This is a genomic window from Verrucomicrobiia bacterium, assembly GCA_035495615.1.
Classification (GTDB): Bacteria; Omnitrophota; Omnitrophia; order Omnitrophales; family Aquincolibacteriaceae; genus DATJFP01.
Window position 1 is genome coordinate 1 of the sequence record DATJFP010000074.1, and the last position, 17,977, is coordinate 17,977.

General features: G+C 56.5%; 18 protein-coding genes. All 18 read left to right on the forward strand.

All coding sequences use genetic code 11. The annotated features are described in order from the left end of the window. The first annotated feature begins 78 nt into the window (after positions 1 to 78). A complete protein-coding gene (gene rpsP / locus VL688_09470) occupies positions 79 to 339 on the forward strand; it encodes a 30S ribosomal protein S16 (GenBank protein ID HTL48269.1) in 261 nt (86 codons plus the stop codon). Between the two features lie 8 nt (positions 340 to 347). Further along, positions 348 to 1,016 carry a tRNA (guanosine(37)-N1)-methyltransferase TrmD gene (gene trmD / locus VL688_09475; protein HTL48270.1) on the forward strand — a complete coding sequence of 223 codons (669 nt, stop codon included), beginning with the start codon at positions 348 to 350 and terminating at the stop codon, positions 1,014 to 1,016. 30 nt (positions 1,017 to 1,046) lie between these two features. Then, a complete protein-coding gene (gene rplS / locus VL688_09480) occupies positions 1,047 to 1,361 on the forward strand; it encodes a 50S ribosomal protein L19 (GenBank protein ID HTL48271.1) in 315 nt (104 codons plus the stop codon). A gap of 71 nt (positions 1,362 to 1,432) precedes the next feature. Then, the gene (locus tag VL688_09485) at positions 1,433 to 2,113 is read left to right on the forward strand and encodes a ribonuclease HII (protein ID HTL48272.1); all 681 of its coding nucleotides are present in this window, start codon (positions 1,433 to 1,435) and stop codon (positions 2,111 to 2,113) included. Beyond that, positions 2,100 to 2,504: a YraN family protein gene (locus tag VL688_09490; GenBank protein HTL48273.1), complete on the forward strand. Its 405-nt coding sequence runs from the start codon at positions 2,100 to 2,102 to the stop codon at positions 2,502 to 2,504. The genes VL688_09485 and VL688_09490 overlap by 14 nt, the downstream gene beginning before the upstream one ends. Further along, on the forward strand, positions 2,501 to 4,867 hold the full coding sequence (locus VL688_09495; GenBank protein HTL48274.1) for an Npt1/Npt2 family nucleotide transporter: 2,367 nt from the start codon (positions 2,501 to 2,503) through the stop codon (positions 4,865 to 4,867). Before VL688_09490 ends, VL688_09495 begins: the two co-directional genes overlap by 4 nt. Positions 4,868 to 4,986: 119 nt before the next feature. Next, positions 4,987 to 6,279, forward strand: coding sequence for a BamA/TamA family outer membrane protein (locus VL688_09500; GenBank protein HTL48275.1), 1,293 nt, complete (start codon positions 4,987 to 4,989; stop codon positions 6,277 to 6,279). Beyond that, a complete protein-coding gene (locus VL688_09505; GenBank protein ID HTL48276.1) occupies positions 6,254 to 7,894 on the forward strand; it encodes a hypothetical protein in 1,641 nt (546 codons plus the stop codon). The genes VL688_09500 and VL688_09505 overlap by 26 nt, the downstream gene beginning before the upstream one ends. Before the next feature lie 44 nt (positions 7,895 to 7,938). Next, on the forward strand, positions 7,939 to 8,466 hold the full coding sequence (locus tag VL688_09510; GenBank protein HTL48277.1) for a M67 family metallopeptidase: 528 nt from the start codon (positions 7,939 to 7,941) through the stop codon (positions 8,464 to 8,466). Beyond that, on the forward strand, positions 8,435 to 8,860 hold the full coding sequence (locus VL688_09515; GenBank protein HTL48278.1) for a response regulator: 426 nt from the start codon (positions 8,435 to 8,437) through the stop codon (positions 8,858 to 8,860). The genes VL688_09510 and VL688_09515 overlap by 32 nt, the downstream gene beginning before the upstream one ends. Before the next feature lie 111 nt (positions 8,861 to 8,971). Then, positions 8,972 to 9,229, forward strand: a complete 258-nt coding sequence (locus VL688_09520) for an acyl carrier protein (GenBank protein HTL48279.1) — start codon at positions 8,972 to 8,974, stop codon at positions 9,227 to 9,229. Between the two features lie 10 nt (positions 9,230 to 9,239). Then, the gene (locus VL688_09525; protein ID HTL48280.1) at positions 9,240 to 10,775 is read left to right on the forward strand and encodes an AMP-binding protein; all 1,536 of its coding nucleotides are present in this window, start codon (positions 9,240 to 9,242) and stop codon (positions 10,773 to 10,775) included. After that, on the forward strand, positions 10,772 to 11,278 hold the full coding sequence (locus VL688_09530) for a GNAT family protein (protein ID HTL48281.1): 507 nt from the start codon (positions 10,772 to 10,774) through the stop codon (positions 11,276 to 11,278). Before VL688_09525 ends, VL688_09530 begins: the two co-directional genes overlap by 4 nt. After that, entirely contained in the window at positions 11,275 to 12,465 is a 1,191-nt protein-coding gene (locus tag VL688_09535) for a pyridoxal-dependent decarboxylase, exosortase A system-associated (protein ID HTL48282.1), read from the forward strand. Before VL688_09530 ends, VL688_09535 begins: the two co-directional genes overlap by 4 nt. A gap of 2 nt (positions 12,466 to 12,467) precedes the next feature. Then, positions 12,468 to 13,463: a hypothetical protein gene (locus tag VL688_09540; protein HTL48283.1), complete on the forward strand. Its 996-nt coding sequence runs from the start codon at positions 12,468 to 12,470 to the stop codon at positions 13,461 to 13,463. Between the two features lie 12 nt (positions 13,464 to 13,475). Further along, the gene (locus tag VL688_09545; protein HTL48284.1) at positions 13,476 to 14,942 is read left to right on the forward strand and encodes an MBOAT family O-acyltransferase; all 1,467 of its coding nucleotides are present in this window, start codon (positions 13,476 to 13,478) and stop codon (positions 14,940 to 14,942) included. Positions 14,943 to 14,949: 7 nt separating this feature from the next. After that, a complete protein-coding gene (locus VL688_09550; protein HTL48285.1) occupies positions 14,950 to 15,903 on the forward strand; it encodes a hypothetical protein in 954 nt (317 codons plus the stop codon). Further along, positions 15,900 to 17,977, forward strand: a 2,078-nt coding sequence (locus VL688_09555; GenBank protein ID HTL48286.1) for a CHASE domain-containing protein, incomplete at its 3' end; no start/stop codon positions are given. The genes VL688_09550 and VL688_09555, both read left to right, overlap by 4 nt.

Below are 17,977 nucleotides of genomic sequence, written 5' to 3' on the forward strand. Positions count from 1 at the left end.
CTGGGTGCCAGCGTGCACCGCGAGAAAGAATAAAGGCCCTGTTTCAACGGGGCTGATCTTTGAACGAGGAGGTTTAACTTGGTTCGCATTCGACTCAAAAAGTTCGGCACGAAAAACGTCGACCAGTGGCGCATTGTTGTCAGCGACATCAAAATGCCGCGGGATGGACGTTTCATCGAGGAGATCGGCTATTACAATCCGCTTCGCAAAGAAGAACTGATTGTGATCAAGAAGGAGCGCCTGGATTACTGGGTTTCCAAAGGCGCCCAGATCTCGATTACCGTGAAGAGCCTGATCAAGCGTTTCGAGCGCAAGGCCCGCAAGACCGCCAAGAAGTAAGCGGTTTTATGGGACTGTGCATTGACGTTGTCACGCTGTTCCCCAATTTTTTCAAAGGCCCTCTGGAGGAGTCCATCCTCAAGCGGGCGCAGAAAAATAAGCTCGTCGACATCCGGATCCACAATCTCAGGAAATACACGCATGACGCCCACAAGACCGTGGACGACAAGCCCTTCGGGGGCGGCGCGGGAATGGTCATCAAGCCCGAGCCCGTGTTCGAGTGCCTGGAGGACATCGCGGGCGATGCGCGGGTGATTCTGCTGGCGCCTCAGGGCGCAAGGTTCACGCAGAAAAAAGCGGCGGAGCTGGCCTCGATCGGCCATTTCCTTCTGCTGGCGGGGCACTACGAAGGCTTTGATTACCGCATTCACGAGCATCTGGTGGATGAAGAAATTTCCGTGGGGGATTTTGTCACCATGGGCGGCGAGGCGCCGGCGCTGTGCATCATCGAGGCGGTTGTCCGGCTTTTGCCCGGGGTCCTGGGAAACAGCGGTTCCCTGGACGACGAGAGTTTCAACTCCGGGCATTTGGAATACCCGCAATACACGCGGCCGCGCAGTTTCCGCGGGTGGGACGTCCCCGAAATTCTTGTTTCGGGAAATCATAAGGAAGTCGAGGCCTGGCGCAAGCGCGAGGCCCGAAAAATGACGAAGGAAAGAAGGCCCGATTTACTTTGAGGGCTTAGGAATTCCATGAAGGAGAAGAGCATGAAAGGCGTTGAGATTCTTAACAAGCAGACCATGGGCAACAAGAAGCTTCCCGAATTCAATGTGGGCGACACGCTGAAAATCCACATCAAGGTGAAGGAAGGCGACAAGTCCCGTATTCAGGTTTTCGAAGGTGTTTGCATCCGTAAACGCGGCGCATCCGTGAACGCCAGCTTTACGGTGGTCAAGGAAACGCACGGGGACATCGTGGAAAAGATTTTCCCGTTTTATTCCCCGACGATCGACAAGATCACGGTCAGCTCGAAAGCCAAGGTAAGGCGCGCCAAGCTTTACCACCTCAGAAAGAAGAAGTAGTCCTTTTCCAGCGGCCGCCGGAAGCCCGTTTCCGGCGGGCTTTGCACCCCGAGATTTCCGTGGGAGCGGAAATGTCAAAAAAGCTGCATGAATTTGACCGGAACGAAAGGCGGCAGGGCGACGAGCTCATCGCCGGCGTGGACGAAGCCGGGCGGGGGCCTTTGGCTGGCCCCGTGGTAGCGGCCGCGGTCTGTTTCAAACCGTTTTCCCTGAAAGCGGCTTTCGAAGCCGGCCAGCGGAAGGGACTTTTCCGGGACCTCCGGGGCCTGAACGACAGCAAGCAGGTTCCCGCGCCCGAGAGGGAATCGCTTTTCCGCCAGATCGCCCGCCATGCCATCACCGGCATCGGCACCGCTTCCGAAGCAGAGATCGACCGGCTCAACATTTTCCAGGCCACGCGTCTGGCCATGAAAAGGGCGGTCCTCAATCTCACGCGCACGCCCACGATGCTCCTCATCGACGGAAAATACCTGCGCCTCGATGTTCCTCTCACCCAGAAATGCATTGTCAAAGGCGACTGTAAGTCGGCGAGCATTGCCGCGGCTTCCATCGTGGCCAAGGTTTTCCGCGACGCGTGGATGATTTCGCTCGACAAGCTTTATCCGGGCTACAATTTCAGCCGCCACAAAGGCTACGGCACCCCCGAACATTTGAGAAACCTGGACGCGCTGGGCCCTTGCCCGGTCCATCGCCGTTCCTTTGCCCCCGTGGAATACGCCGGAGAAGACGAGACCCCCCTTGAAAGTTTTTGAGATTAAAAATCGCGAGCCTTTTTCCATGCCGCTCGGCGAGCGCGGCGAGATGGTGGCCTGGGCGTACCTGGTCAACGAAGGCTACCGCCTCCTCGAAAAAAATTACCGCTGCCCGCTGGGCGAGATCGACGTGGTCGCGGCGCGCGGCGGGCGGCTTGCATTCGTGGAAATCAAGACGCGCCGGCATCACGGGCTCGGCCTCCCCGAAGAAGCCGTGGACGCCGCCAAGCAGAAAAAACTCGTCCGCCTTGCCCAATATTATCTGAAGGAAAAAAACCGCGAAGACGCGCGCGTTTCTTTTGACGTGCTGTCGGTGACTTGGCGCGACGGCGAGGAACCGGAATTCCGCCTGCTGATGGATGCCTTCATGGTCGAGGAGGAAATCCGGTGAACTTTTCGTTTCTGGGCAGGCTCCGGTCGGTCCTCATACCTCTGTCCAACGTTCGGCCGGGAGAGCGTCGCAAGACCTTCCTGATGTTCCTCTACTTTTTCCTCACGATCTCGCTCGTCTACATCCTGAAGCCCGTGCGCAGCTCGCTGTTCATCGGAGAATTCGGCGCGGAGAAGCTGCCCTTCATTTATATAGGAGAAGGCGTGTGGCTGGTCTTTGTGGTCTGGGCCTACACGCGTCTGGCCAAACGCGTGAGCCGCAGGACACTCTATGTCGGAGTCCTCATCTTCATCATCTTCAACCTGCTCGTCTTCTGGATGTTTCTCGGAAAACAGATCGCCTACATGTCCGCCTTCTTCTACGTGTGGGTCGCGTCGTTTTCGATCGTGATGACGACTATTTTCTGGACGCTGGCCAACGACATCTTCAATCCCGCCGAGGCCAAACGCCTTTTCGGCATCATCATGAGCGGCGGCTCGCTGGGCGGAATCCTTGGCGGCGTGATTACCAATCAGGCCGTGCGCATCGTCGGGACCGAGAACCTGCTTCTTGTCGCGGCCGGCATCCTTGTGGGCTGCATTTTCCTTGTCCTGCTGCTGCACCGCGAAATCCAGCTCGTGGACAAGTCCAGGGCGCCGGACGAAGTCCCGGACGCGGTGGCACCCAAAGAGTCCACCATGAAGATCCTGACGGGATCTTCGTACCTGATGATGCTGGCCGCGGTTGTCATCATCGCCAAGATGTCTTCCACGATCGTCGATGCCCAATTCAGCAAGGTGGTCGAGATCACCGTTCTCGGAAAAGAGGAAAGGACCGCTTACTTCGGCGCGTTCTGGGCCTGGCTCAATTGCATTTCTTTTTTCATGCAGTTTTTCATCACCAGCCTTTCGCTCCGGATTCTAGGCGTCGGATTTTCGTTGTGGCTCCTGCCCGGAGGGCTCACCTTTTTCGCGGTGTTGAGCCTTTTTAACCCGCTGCTCGCGACTTCGCAGGCGCTCCGCATTTTCGACGGCGCGGCCAACTATTCCATCCAACTCGCGAGCAAGGAAACGCTCTATCTTCCGCTTCCAAGCCGCATCCGGCACCGCGTCAAACCCATCATCGACATGCTCGGCTTCCGGAGCGCCAAGACGCTGGGCGGGCTTTATATTCTGGCAGGGACTTATTTTTTGAGGCTGTCTTACGAGCGCCTCGGCATGCTGCTTCTTCTCATCATGCCTTTCTGGGGCTGGATTGCGTGGAATATGAAGAAGGCCTATTCTCAGCGCTTGAAGGACTATCTTCTCGACCGCCAAAAATACGACAACGCGGTGGAGGCTTATAATGCCGCCGATGTTTTGAGCTTCCTTCACAGCGAAAAAAATTTCGAACAGATCCGGTCCTTTTTGAGCAGCCGGTCGCCGGCCACGCGCAAGCTCGCGGCCGCGGCGCAATACGCGTATGATAAATCTTCCCAGGACCTGGAAAGAACGCGCAAGATCGTCGATCATCTCGTGGCCCGCGAACCGATTCCGGACATGGAAGGCCTTCCCCAGGAACAGGAAGAAAAAAAAGACGCGGAACTGCTGAGCGGCCTTTTTGTCAAAGAGCCCGAGCCCTCTGCGTCGGGCAGCCTTCAGAGCCGTATCGAGCAGGAGGCAGAAAAAATTATTTTACAGGCGGGGGAGGCGCTGCGCGATCCAAACCTTTCCGCCGAGGCCAAGCGCCAGGCTGTGCGCGTCCTCGGCTACCTGCCGCGGCAGCAAACCGCGGACCTTCTGCTGCAGTCCTTCGGAGGCACGGAAGACCACGGCATCCGCTTTATCATCATGAAGGCGCTCCTGCGGCTGTGCAAAAAAAATCCTAAGATCACGGTCAGCCGTTTTCTGGTGAAGAATGAAATCGCGCGGGAAATCGCGGTGCACGAACAGATCCTCAAAATCCGGGCCTTTTACCGGAAGCATAAAGAAGGCCTGCCGCTGGAAGACTCCCTCGACATCACGCTCAGGGCTATCCAGGACGAGAACGTGGAGCGGGTTTTCAAGTGCCTGAGCCTGCTTTATCCGGAGGAAACCATCCGCATGGCCCATCAGGAGATCAGAGACCAGGGCCCGGACGCTTCGAGGAGCCATGCCGTCGAGCTTTTGTCCAATACGCTGGAGCCCGACATCCTGCTGATGGTGCAGGCGGTCCTGGATCAGGAACCCGAGGTCCGGATCAAGGACGACGAGGTGCGGGCCATTTTGAAAAACTTTATTCGGAGCCCGTATGCGTGGTTCTCGCTGCTGGGGCACCTCCTCGCCGTGGATCTGAACCTTGCGGGAAGGTGGCCGGAGCTGGCTGAATACCAGGGAACTTCCGAGAATCCGCTATTTTCCGTTTAAGCAATGGAAGTTCTTGGATTTTTGAGTTAAATTTCATATACTTTCCGTCCCCGGTCCGGAAGTCAAGAAAGCCGGTCCGCGGCCGAAATATGAAGTCACGTTTAACTTAGGGCATGTCCTTGAAAAAAATATTACTGACCAGTTTGATCCTGACCGTCGCAGGTACCCAGGCCTTTGCCGCCACCTACGACCGCTACGCCTCGATTTACCGCGACGAAGAGGGGACTTCCACGGCCAAGAAGGTCGCGACGGAGTTCCTGGCTTATCCTTTTGATCTCATTCGCTGGCCCACGGACAAGGCCCTGGTCTACACCGAAAAGCACCACATCGATACCAAGCTCCGCTACGGTCTCGACACCCTGAAAAACCACGGCATCCACCCCGAGATCGGAGCCTGGAATTCTCAGGGCGTGGATTTTGATTTCGTCCAGCTCACCAATCAGAAAACGCGGTTCCCCGATCTCATCGCAAAAGGCGGGGTTCACTGGGGCCACCGCGAACTCTTCCGCGTCGACTCGGAAGTGGGCTGGCAGGACTTCGGCGGCACGGGCATCGGCCCGGTCGGATTCTTTTCTTATGACCGCCGCCCCGAGGAAGATTTTTACGGCATCGGCCCGCACGCGAGCGCGGGCGACGGCTCCAGTTATAAAATGGAGACCACGACCGTCGGCGGGCGCCTGGATTATGATCCGGATCCCACGATTCACGCGGACACGTTCTTCAGTTACCGCAACGTCAATATCACCAACGGCGAAGACGGCGGAAAAAACATCATCGACACCCAGTTCCCCGCGGGCAGCATTCCCGGCCTCGCGGGCGACGAACTCCTCGACATGGGCCTGAACCTGGCGCAGGACAGCCGCAATCATCGCGGCGTTTCCACGCGCGGCGGTTTGAGAAGAGCGGGCCTCAGCTATCATGAAGGCCTGGGAAGCTCCGACGCCCGCTACCTGAAATACGAAACCGAACTAAGCCAGTACTTCCGGCTCTGGTCCGAGCGCCGGGTGCTTGTCCTTCGCTTCTACGGCGAATATAACGACGGCATCAACGGCGGCTCTGTCCCGTTCCATCAGATGGCCAAGCTCGGCGGCTACGGGCTTTCGAATGCGGATACGAGCCAGACGCTGCGCGCCTTCGACGAAAACCGTTTTTATGACAGAGGCCTGGGCCTTTTCAATTTCGAATATCGCTATGCCATTTATGAATACCGCGACTTCCGCATGGACTCGGTCCTTTTCTGGGACGAGGGCCAGGTTTTCGGGGAGTTCAGCCAGTTGAAGCTCAAGGATTTCAGGGAATCCTACGGCCTCGGCCTCCGCTTGAGCGTGGCCAATCACAATATCTTTTCCGTCGAAATGGCGCACGGCGAAGAAGGGACGAATTTTTATGTCAAGACACACACGCCGTTCTAAAAACGGGATGTTCGGAGCGGTCCTCGCGGCCTCCGTCCTCTGCCTTTTTCTGCCCGGCGCCCAGGCGCAGGAAATGAAAAAAGAGCAGACCGGCCTTTACCGGGACATCTTCGACCAGCAGATTTATTATGAAGGCACGAACCTGCTGCGTCTGGACCGGATGTACCGCCTCCTGTTCAAGAAGAAACTCCGCGCGCTGGGTGTCAACGTCTACGACGAAGTTCCGGATTCGGAATTTTTCGTCAACCGCCACGGCCGCGAGAGGCTTTCCGCCGAAGCCCTGGAGAACGGATACAAGGAAACGGACGGCCCCAGCGGAGCGCTCACGGTTTTTCAAGGCAAAAGCCAGGGGCAGAGCCCCGGCCTTTTCGTCCGCGACGCCAAGGGCGACGCCTATCTCCTCAAATTCGATTCCTTCGACAATCTCGAACTGATGACGTCCGCAGAAGTCATCGGCAGCCGGTTTTATCACGCGATCGGGTACCATGTCCCGCAGTATACGATCCTCACATTCGACCCTTCTCAACTGAAAGTCGCGGAGGACGCGAAAACCGTGGACGATACCGGCTTCGAAAAACCCTTTACGGCCGAAAAACTCGAAGAATTCCTTTTGTTTCTCCCGCGTGATGAAAACGGAAATTACCGCGCGTCCGCGAGCAAGCTCTTGAAGGGCGAGAAAAAAGGCAATTGGTTCTTCGACGGCCGCCGCGAGGCCAATCCGGACGATAAAATCGACCATGAGCGCCTGCGTCCCGTGCGTGCGCTCGGTGTTTTTGCCGCATGGCTGGGCAATTACGACACGCGCGCCAGCAACACGCTGGATTATTTGATCACGGACGAAAACGGCAAGCAGGTCGTCAGGCATTATCTGATCGATTTCAGCGCCGCGCTCGGCGGGCACAACACCGGCCCCAAGGCGCCTATGTTCCTGCACGAGCATATGATCGACTATGGCGAAACCGCCAAGGCCTTTGTCACGCTGGGCCTGTGGGAAAAACCGTGGCAGAAAAGATGGCGCGAGGCGGGAGAAAAGGTGTCCGACTCTCCGGCGATCGGCTATTTCGACAATCGCTATTTCGATCCGGCCCGAATGAAAACGCAATTGCCGTATTACGCTTTCAAGGACGTGACGCGGGCCGACGGTTTTTGGGCGGCGAAGATCATCAAGTCTTTTTCCGACGACGACATCAAGACGGTCGTCAAGGCCGGCAAATATACGCGGCCGGAAGATGCCGACTATATTGCCCGCATCCTTTCCGAGCGCCGCGACATCATGGCCCGCTACTGGTATGAACAAGCCAATCCGCTGGACGACTTCGAATATGCGGGTGGGACTTTGAGCTTCAAGGACCTTGCCGTGGACGCGGGCTTCGTTTCCGCGGACGCAAGCGTCTATCATTTCGACATCCTCCGCAATGTGGGAAAAAAGGGAAAGATCCTCGCTTCTCTGGACAGCGCCCAGACATCTCTGACCGTGGACCCGGCCTGGTTTGAAGGAAATTCCACGCTGAATATTTTCATCCGCACTTCCCGCAAAGGCGCGGAGAAACAAAGCCCTTACGTCCTCGTCGAGCTCAAGCTTTCTGGTATTGCCGGCGTCACTCACGAAGACTGATCCGCAAACACTTCCCGCATTGCGACAACCCCGGAGAGGGGACCATGATCCGCATTCCGGATGCTTTCCTTCAGAATCTCAAAGAGCATGCCGAACGTGACTATCCTCATGAATGCTGCGGCCTGATCTTGGGATCGAAGGCCGATCCCGCGGCGCTTTCGCGGATCGAGCCCTGCCCGAACATCCAGGACCGCATGCACGCGCAGGATCCCCGCGGCTTTTCGAGGACTGCCGAGACCGCGTACTTCATGGATCCGCGCTTTCTTCTGGCGATCCAGAAAACATGCCGGGAAAGAAATGAAGTAATCCGCATCATCTATCATTCCCACGTCGAGGCCGAGCCTCTTTTTTCCCCGGAGGACGAAGCCCTGGCTGTCCTGGACCGGGAACCTCTTCATGCCGGGGTTTATTACCTCATTATTTCGGTCGTAAAGAGGGAAGCGGCCAAGTACCATTTATATGGCTGGGACAAAGGACTCCAGGCCTTCCAAAGGGTTTCGGCCGGCGGCTGGGGTCCGGCCGGCCGGAGAGACGAACCTCATGGACGTCAGGCAGAGAATCCTGGTTGTTGACGACGAGCCGAATATCCGGCGGAGCCTTGTTGTCAGGCTGGAGAATTCCGGTTACCGCGTGGATACCGCCGAAAACGGGCAGGAGGCCCTGGCGTTTTATCAACGCGCCCTCAAGGAAGCCAGTCCTTACGATTTGATCCTCCTCGACCTCATTATGCCCGGCCTGGATGGGCTCGGCGCGCTCGACGGCATACGGCAGCACGAAGCTTCGTCGGGAATTTCCCAAAAAGACCGCACCCCGGTCGTGATGCTGACCGCGCTCAGCGGTTCCTGGGAGGAGGACGCCCGTTACGAAGGCTGCGACGACTACATTCAGAAGCCGTTCAAGACCGAAACCCTGATGGAAATCATCCACAAGAGAATACGCCCTCCCCAATCTCCCGGCATCGGGTAAGCTTCTAATGTCCCTCCGAAGGCTCCGGAAACGAGGTTTAGACGGAGCGAGAAAAAACCGATAATTTCAGGAAGATTTAACCCAACTTCATCGGCTGTCTTAGGAAAAAGCATGAGCGAAAGCCCCGTCATCTTCAAAGTTAAAAAATTTTTCAAAAAGGACCCGGAATTCCGTTTTCCCGCCACGGTCCGTGAGAACACGTCGCTTGTCCAGGCCGGAGTCTTTGATTCCTTTTCCGTGATCAAACTGGTCACGTTCCTGGAAAAGGAATTCAAGATCCGGATCAAGCCGGAAGACCTGCTGGAAGAAAATTTCAGCACGCTGAAACAGATCGAAAAGCTGGTCTTGCGCAAGCAGAAGAAAAAATAGCGGAGGCAGGGTGCAATATCTGGTCCACCATTTCCTCGACCAAGCGTGCCGGGAATTTCCCCGGAAAACAGCGCTGATCCACGGAAGAGAGCGGCTCCGTTACCTGGACGTGCAAAAGGCTGCCGACGGCCTGGCCCGGCGCCTCCTCGAACTCGGCCTCAAAAAAGGGGACCGGGTCGGCATCTACCTGGAAAAATCCGTGGAGGAAGTCATTTCCGTCTTCGCGGTATCGAAAGCCGGCGGCGTTTTCGTGATCCTGAATTCCGCCCTGAAACCGGATCAGGTCGCCTACATCATGGGCCAATCCGGAATGCGCTGCCTTGTCACGGGACCTTTGACCTACGGCCACCTTCCCCCGGCGCTGCGCCGCAAGCCGGAATTCGTCCTGGCCCTGGAAGGCGGAAAAATCCGGACTGTGATCGGCTCTCGCGCCAAGCGGACCAAGGACATTCCTTTCCCCAAAGACCTGACCGGCAATGATCTTGCCAGTATTATCTACACGTCCGGCTCCACCGGATTTCCGAAAGGCGTGATGCTGACCCACCACAACGTCTGTCTTGCCGCGCATTCGGGCGCAAAGCACCTGCGCAACGAATCCGGCGACGTGCTGATGGGCGTGCTGCCGCTCAGTTTCGATTACGGCCTTTTCCAGCTGACCTCCGCTTTCAAAATGACGGGCACGCTCGTCCTGAAAAAATTTATTTCCGCCGAAGATCTCCTCGAAACCGCGCGCCGGGAAAAAGTAGACGGCATCGCCGGAATCCCCACGATCCTGATCCCTCTGGCGGAAAGCCGGGCGCTCAACAAAATCGCTCTCCGGCATTTGCGCTACATTACGAATTCGGGCGGCAAATTGCCCGTGAAGTATTTCCGGAAGCTGCGCAAGGCCCTGCCGCGCGTGAAGATTTTTTCCATGTACGGATTTACGGAGGCGTTCCGGGCCGCCTACCTCGAGCCCGAGGAACTCGACCGCAGGCCGGAATCCATCGGCAAGGCGGTTCCGAACGCGCGGATCTACGTGCTCGACGCGAACGGGAAAGAATGCGGGCCGGGCCAAACCGGCGAGCTGGTCCAGGCGGGGCCTCTTGTGTCGCGGGGCTACTGGAAAAATCCGGAAGCCACGGCCGCCAAGATAAAACAGAACCCGCTGCACAATGATTACGACGACCCGGTCTGCTATTCCGGGGATTTCGTCAAAAAAGACAAAGACGGCTTCCTTTATTTTATTGGGAGAAAAGACCAGATGCTCAAATGCTCCGGCTACCGCGTCAGTCCCGACGAGATCGAGGCGATCCTGCACCGGCATCCTCAGATCCGTTCGGCCGCGGCTTCGGGTATTCCCGACGAACGTCTGGGGCACCGCATCCGCGTGGCCGCCGTCCTGAAAAGCGGCGCATCCCTGAAACCTGAAGACCTGCTCGCTTATTGCCGCCGGGCCATGCCGTCGTACATGGTGCCTTCCGAAATCCGGATTCTGGACAAGCTGCCGCTGACGGCTCACGGCAAAATCAACCGGGCGCTTCTCGCCGCCGGGAAGGTCTCATGAAAATCCGCCTGGCGCGCGCGGCGCTCAAAGATTTTCCGAATTATCAGAAATGGTTCCGGAATCCGAAAAACAGGCAATGGCTGGGAACGCCGTTCTGCGAGCTGGATTACAACATCGCTTTTCATGCCGCGTGGATCCGGAAAAACGACAGCGTGGTTTATACCATCTACGAAGGCCGCACGCCCATCGGCTGCGCCAGCGCCCTGGCCGTCGACCGGAAGAATAAAAATGCCAACATCATCCTTGTGCTGGGCGACAAAAAGTTTCGCGGACGGGGGATTGCCGCGAAGGCGGGGAACCTTTTCCTGCGGAAGATGTTTTTCAGGCACGGGCTGCGGTCGGTCTATGCCTGGGCCGTGGAAACCAATGCCGCGTCGGTCCGTATCATCGAAAGAAATAATTTTACGCGCGTCGGCATCCAGCGGCGCAGCCACAAAATCAATGGCGTCTACAAAAACAGGATTCTTTTCGATTTGTTGAAAGAAGAATTCATCGAGTTATGACCTCTTTTGAACCCAGCGCGAAAAAGGTTTTGCGGCTCCTGAAAAAGGGGGCGCGCACGCCGGCCTTTTTTTACGACCGAAGCGTCGTAGCCCGGAAATACCGCCTGCTGGCCTCGAACCTTCCGTCCGGATTTGGAATTTTATATGCCCTGAAGGCCAATCCGAATCCGGAGCTCGTGCGTTTTATCGGAAAGCTGGGAGCGGGCGCCGACATTGCCTCATCCGGCGAGCTTGCGACGGCGCGCCGGGGCGGCATTCCGGCTGCGGCCCTCAGCTTCGTGGGCCCGGGCAAAACATCTGAAGAACTGCGCGAGGCGATCCGCGCGGGCGTTGGTGTCATTCACGCGGAGTCGCTCGAAGAATTTGTCCGGATCTCTCGGATCGCCGGCAGCCTTCGGAAAAAAGCCCGCGTGGGCGTGCGCGTCAATCCTCTCCGTGAAGCGTCGGTCCCGGGCATGAAAATGGGAGGAGGCGCCAAACCTTTCGGCGTCGACGAGGAAATCTTGCCACAAGTTTTCAAACTTCTCGGCAAACTCGATCATCTCTCGTTTCGCGGCATCCACGTTTACACGGGCTCGCAAATGCCGGGCCACAAGAGCATCCTCGAAGGCATGAAGGAAGTCCTGAAAATCGCGGAAAAAGCCCAGCGGCTGCACGGACGGCCGCTCGAGATCATCAACCTCGGCGGCGGCTTCGGCGTGCCTTATTTCGAAGGCGACAAGCCTCTGGATGCGGGAGAATTCGGCCGCGGCCTGAAAGCCCTCATGCGTTCCGCCCGGACGGACGAAATTTTTCCGCGCGCGCGTTTTTTTGTGGAGTCCGGCAGGTACCTGGCCGCGGAAAGCGGGCTTTACACGGCGCGGATCCTTTATCGCAAATTGTCCCGGGGGAAAATTTTTTTGGTCGTGGATGGGGGGATGAACCATCATCTCGCGGCTTCGGGGCAGCTCGGCAATTTTTTCCGGAAAAACTACAAAATGAAAGTCCTGGGAAAAGGCGCGGGCCTGGAAACCGTAACCGTGGTGGGGCCGCTCTGCACCCCGCTGGACCTCCTGGGCCGCGACGTGCGCCTGGCGCGGGCGGAACCCGGGGACGTTCTTGGCATCTACAATTCCGGGGCCTACGCGTATTCAGCAAGCCCGCTCCACTTTTTGAGCCACAAACTGCCGGAAGAATATGTGATCTGATCATGGCAGCCAAAATCGAAGTCCGCAGCTTTGGAGGAGAATACGGCGCCCTTGCGCGCATGCTGGCGCCGTCGTGGGAACGCGAACACACGTCGTACCTGCATTTTTCAAAGCAGCAGCTCAGGTATCTGGTCCAGTCACCGCAAGTCGACCGCCGGTGGACTCTGGGCTGTTACCGTGGAAAAGAGCTCTTGGGGTTTCTTCTGACCTTGGGAAAAAAAGTCCGCATGAAATCGGGCCGGAAAGTCCGGGTCGCGTTGAACACGCTGATGACGGTCAAGAAGGGCCGCGAACGCCTGCTCCCGCATCTGCACATGCTCGAATACATCGCCGCTCACCGCGGCAATGCCGGCTACAAATTCTCACTGGGTTTCGTCGACAGCAAGATCTCGAACAACAGCATCCTCGGCGCTTACCTTTCCCACCGCTACCGTTATTTCAAAATCATCAGGACATTTCCGTACTTTGTCCGGCGTCTTGATCTGGATGACCTGGCTTCCGAGCCCGTGCTCCCGGAGTTTTTTGTGAGCGCCACGGTGGCCAAAAAAGAAAGGGCCGCCTGCCTGCGGCTGGTCAATGCCATTAAGGCCAAAGACTTTTCCGAGGCCTGGAGCGCGCGCCATTTTTATCCCCGTCTTTCTGGGAAGCACCACTTCACGTTCGTTGCCAAAAAAAGACGGAAAGTCGCGGGAATCTTCCATGGTTACATCGCCAACATGGTCTCGGGGCCGCGCGCCGTGAAGACGGCCGTCGTGACCACGGTGAGCGTCGATGCGCTAAACGATGCGGAAAAAAAAGCCGCCATCGCCGAGATGATGAACGGCCTGAGGCGCAGAGGCGTGCGGCAGGTCATCCGAGGCTATATGGGAATCGTCTCCGATTCGATCTGGCAGGAGAGCGGTTTTAGCCGCTCGTTTTCTTCCTTGAATGCGTACGTGTGCAGCGACCGCCGTTGGCCGTTCCGGCGCCCGTGCAAATTTGCCATCGAGATCATTTAAAGCGAGGGGTCCGTGGATTTCTTCACGTTTGCGGCGAAAGGGCAGGGAATAAGCTTTGTTTCGCTTCTCTTCCTGGGTTTTTTCGCGGCGGTCTTTTTCTTGTACCGCTGCCTGAAACAGCCTGCCCAAAACCTGCTTCTGCTCGCGGCCAGCTACCTGTTTTATGCAGCCTGGGACCCGCGGTTTCCTCCTCTGCTCATGGCCCTGACCGTGTTTCAATATTATTGCGGCGGCCGGATCGGCGCCTCAGAGGATCCCGCGGAAAGAAAATTTTTCCTGCGGCTGAGCCTGGCGGGCGGATTGGGAGTGCTCGCTTATTTCAAGTACGCGGATTTCTTTGCCTACCGGCTGAAGCTCGCGTTCCATCACCTGGGTTTTTCCGCCAATCCTGTTTTCTACGACATCGTCCTTCCCGTGGGGCTGTCTTTTTATACGTTCCAGATGCTCAGCTATACCCTTGATATCTACTGGCGTCGGGCAAAACCCGCCGGCCGATTTCTGGATTTCGCGCTTTTCACCGCGTTTTTCCCGCAGCTTCTGGCCGGCCCTATCGGACGCGCCTGGGCGCTTCTTCCTCAAATCACAAATCCCCGGGGCGTGACCCGGGAAAACCTGCGGCAGGGAGCGTTTCTTTTTTTCTGGGGCGCTTTCCAGAAAACGTTTATCGCCGACAATCTGGCCCGCCTTGTCGTGCCTTTCTTCGCGTCGCCGGGGCCCTACAACGGCGTGACCGTGCTCCTCATGGTTTACGCTTTCGCGTTCCAACTTTATTGCGATTTCGCGGGGTATTCGAACATCGCGCGGGGGCTCGGGAAATGCCTTGGGTTCGAGCTGGGGGTCAATTTTGACCTGCCGTATTTTTCGAAAAATCCCGTCGAGTTCTGGAGACGGTGGCACATCAGCCTTTACTCCTGGCTGCGGGACTATGTGTATATCCCTCTGACGTTCGGGGTCGAGCATAAAAATTATTTCGTGGCCTACCGCAGCACCCTGATCGTCATGCTCCTGGGCGCATTCTGGCACGGCCTCGGATGGAATTATTTTTTGTGGGGCCTTTTTGCGGCGGCCTCCATCGTCGTCTACACGCTTTGGAGCCTCCGGATTTCGAAAAAAAGCACGGCCTCGAAAGCCGATCCTCTTCCGCTCAGCCTGGCCAAGATGCTCCTGCATTTCCATTTTGGCGTGTGCGCGGGCTGGCTGATCGCGCGCAGCGAAAGCCTTGCCCAGATGGGCCGGATGTTCGAGGCTCTATTTTTCCGGTTCCGCTTCGAGCCCGGCCATCTGTCTCTGGCGGCCAGCCTTCTCTTTTATGTCGCGCTGCTGCTCATGGTCGAAGCGTTCCAAAAATGGAAAAATAATTTCTGGGTTCTTTTTTCATGGCCGGCCGCTTTCCGCTGGATAGTTTATTCGCTGATGGCATTTTCCATCCTTTTGTTCGGAGAGCACAGCGGCAGGCTTTTCATTTATTATCAATTTTGAGGCGGACGTGAAAATCCTTAAAGGAATTTTGATTCTGGCGCTTTGTCTCGCGGCCGGGGAAGTTTACGTCCGCATCGCGGAGCGCCTGCATTTGACCCAGGTGGAAGTGCTGAAGCCCGAATCCGGAAAACTGCTGAAGGAAGACCGGGATTTTTCCGCGGACGAAGACGTGCGCGTCCTTCTTCTCGGGGATTCCATGCTGGCGGGCCTGGGTGTCCGGCATGACCAGATTTTTTCCACGATCCTCGAAGAATTTTTGCGGGCCGCGATGCCCGGCAAAAAGGTCAAGGTGATCGACGGCATGTCATGGGGATTCAACACGTACCGGAACTGGCTGACGTTCGAACGCATGATGAAAAAAGAAACCAAGCCCACGCTGATTTTTTATGATTATTCTCTGGATGACGTTTACGGCGGCTATCCGGAGTTCAAGGACGTGCCCGCAGAAAAGTGGCAGGGACGGCCGCGGGGGCGGTTTGCCGAAAGGCTGCGACTTGCCGAGATCCAGGCGGAGCGTTATTCAGTTTTGATGCGTTACCTGATTCCCCGCACCCGGTTGTATTTCCAGAAAAAGGGAATCGTGTGCCGGAATTCGCCCATGGGACACTTGCTCCATGAGGCTTACGCTCCGGACTTTGTGGGCTGGCAGGCGACGCAGAAATACCTGCTCGAAATCAACCGGCAATGCCGAGAGAACGGCATCGTGCTGCTGGTCCATCATTCGCCGGATCTGATGTTCCTGCCCGACGACCCCTTCTCAAAAATCACTCAAATTGTGCGGGATTTCTGCCGTGATAAGGGTATGCTGTGGTTGGACAGCGCGCCGGCTTTCAGAGGCTATGCCGCGAAAGATTTGACGCTTTCGCCTCTGGACGCCCATCCCAGCCCCCTGGCTCACCGGATCGCTGCCGCCTTCGCGGCGCAGGCGATACTCGAACATGACAAGGTTTTATCCTCATGACATCGGAAAAAAAACTCCCGTCCTACGATGCTGTATTGACCGGGATATGGGTTTCTTTCATTGGGTTGGCGGTGATGCTCGGCTGGCATTTTCGTCTGACCGGATGGCTCCAGATTTTTCCCTCGTCGCCGGCCATGCAGTACAATACGGCTCTTTGCTTTTTGATAAGCGGCATGGCCTTAAGTGCCACCGGTGCCGGGCGCCCGCATCTGGCGTTTCCATTGGGGCTTTTGTTGCTTCTGATTTCGGGGTTAACGGTCCTCGAGTATGGGGTCGGAAAAAATTTAGGAATAGACCAGATATTTCTTAAACCGCATATTACAACTTATGTTTTTTATCCCGGACGCATGTCTCCAATCACGGCAGTTTGTTTTCTTTTCTTGTCCGCAGCCTTCGTCCTAATTTCCCGCAGCAAAAACCAAAAGCCCTCGATCATCGGCATCACCTTTCTTTGCGTTCCGGTCCTGTTCCTCGCGGCCGTTGTTCTCATCGGCTATTCCTTCAAGCTTGAAGCCGCGTACGGATGGGCTTCTTACACACGCATGGCCATCCCTACCGCCGGCACCTTTATCTTCCTTTCCGGCGGGATGATTTTTTGGACATGGAAAGGGGAGCGCGGCTGGTTCTGGGCGGCAATCCTTTTGGTGTTGGGCATGTTTGTTTCGGTAACTGTCTTTACCATGATGATGCAGAGATACCAGCACGATCTCAGCGTTAACTTCAAAAACGATTCCGCCAACCGGGCTGCGGCCATCCGGCGCGAAATCGAAGGGGGAATTCGCGCGGTTCAGGCCATGCGGGCTTTTTTTGACGGCTCCAAGGAAGTAGACCGCCAGGAATTCCGGGAATTTGCGATGGCCATCATCCAGAACCGTCCCAGCGTCCAGGCCTTCGAATGGGTGCCGCTGGTGACCGCGGCCGGGCGGCCTGATTTCGTAAATCGCGTGCGCGCCGAAGGTTTTCCCTCCTACGATTTATGGATAGTCAATGATGCCGGAAATAGACAGGCCGTGCCCCCCGAACAAGAGGTGAGTTTTCCCATCGATTACGCAGAGCCTTTCGAAAAAAACAGCGATATCCTGGGGCTTGACTACGGTTTCCAGGCCGACTGGCGAGAAGCCTTTTTCAAAGCAGGGCGGCTGAATACCAATGTCGCCACGGCAGCAACTAGGCTTTTCCGCCGCTTTGCCAAGGGTGAGGTTGGCGTAATTCTCGCCGAGCCGATTTTTAAAAAGCAAACCGAGCAGGCAAGTTCCGAAAAAAAGGAACAAGAAGTCCAGGGCTATGTAACGGTGGTTTTGGTCCTTCCCAGGCTCGTGCAAACCGCGTTCAACTATCTCGACGCGCGCGGTGACGTCAATGTTTACGTTTACGAAAAAAAGCCGACGGGCGATCTCGATTTGGTTTATTTCCAGCCGCCGAGAGACGCCCCGTCTGTCCGAGGCTCATTGTCGGAAAAGGAGTTGAGCGCAACCGAAACCCTCAGCTATGAGGAGGTCATCACCTTCTCGGAACGTGAGTGGGTGATCCGTTGTTATCCTCCCCTGATGTACTTGCAGCAGTATACGAGCTTCGCTCCTTGGATCGTTCTGGGCGTCGGGATTTTATTGACCGTGCTTCTGGCGGGATATGTCTACACCATCAACCAATCAAGGCTCATTCTCAGGCGGCTCAATTCCCAACTGCATGAGGAAATCACCGCGCGCGAAAAAATCCAGAAAGCCCTGGAAAATGCAAACGAGGAACTCGCGAAAAAAGAGCAGCTGTACCGCAGCATCTTCGAAAACTCGGCCGTGGCCATCACCATGACGGATGATCAGGAACGCATCATCGCATGGAACAGATTTGCCGAAAACATGCTGGGCATGACCAGAGAGGATCTCAATTTGAAGCCGGTCAAAGATTTGTATCCGGATGAGGAATGGAAAAAAATCCGCTCGTTGAACGTCCGGCAAAAAGGGTCTCAGCACCGCATCGATACCCACATCATCCGCAAAGACGGGAGCATTATTCCAGTTGATATCGCCGTTTCGGTTTTGACTTCGTCCGACGGCACCATTACGGGATCCATCGG